Annotated in this window: 1 protein-coding gene; it reads right to left on the bottom strand. The window is 52.3% G+C overall.

The features are described from left to right. On the bottom strand, positions 1 to 892 hold an 892-nt coding region (locus B5G06_RS13740; RefSeq protein WP_343286371.1), incomplete at its 3' end, for an IS110 family transposase. Positions 893 to 1,020 lie beyond the last annotated feature (128 nt).

Raw genomic sequence — 1,020 nt, forward strand, 5'->3', positions numbered from 1 at the left:
TGGGAATGATTTCAAACTGCTGTTCAATGGCCTTGTCCAACACCTTGACCTGCTTTTCCAGAGCCCGCATAGAGGCAATAGAGACTGCCATCGCCTGATTTACAGAATTGTTCACAGTAACAGGCAGGCGGTAAGAGTCTCTGGCGGCAGTTCGAATAACCTTGGCTTTGGCAGCCGGGTCAGCGAAGTTTCTGCCCTTCTCATCCAGAAAGGCAGTCAGTTCGTCCAGGTCGGCGTTTGCCAGATCATCCACAGTTTCAAACCGCTCCATGAGCGCGATAGTGGTGGCGCTGGTGTTCTGGATGTCCTTGTCCTGGGCTATGCCGGAGCATTTGAGGAATAAGTAGTTAGCGAATCTCTGTTTCTCCCGGGTCAGGTTTTGGATCACGTCAAACCTGGCCCTGGTAAGGGTCCTGAGCGCCTGGTAGCGGTAGTCGTCCATATAGACCTCCTTGGCGATCCTGCCGAAACGGAGATGGTCGGCAATCACAAAGGCGTCCACAAAGTCATTCTTGGGCAGGTCGGGATAGGCTTCCTTGAACTTTTTGACCTGCTTTGGATTCAGGACATGGATCTTCCGCTGGAACCGGCCCAGGCTGCCATCCTCCCGGAGAGCATAGACAAGGCTGTCCCCATAGATAGAGGTAGCTTCCAGACCGATCACCACATCACTGAGTTGCATGGAGCCAAGCGCCGACACGATTCTTTCTGACAATATTTTAGCACCGCCAAGGTTGTTCTGCACAGAAAAACTGGAATGCTTACTGCCGTCTGGTTTCATCAGGTAAGCCACATTGTTTTTGCTGCTCACATCAATGCCAACGAATAATGGATTCACAATTTTCACCTCCCCACATGGAGATTTCAGGTCAGCAGGCTTTGAGATACCCATGATAACCGGAGCATCCGCAACCTCGCGTATCAGAATCATTCCGGGGCAGACCAATGCGAAAGCCCTCACTGCTGAAAGGGCGGCCTTGCCTCCGGCAAACAGCCAATGAGTTTGCAGCTGACTTCCGG

It is taken from the genome of Flavonifractor sp. An52, from assembly GCF_002159385.1.
Classification (GTDB): Bacteria; Bacillota; Clostridia; order Oscillospirales; family Oscillospiraceae; genus Flavonifractor; species Flavonifractor avicola.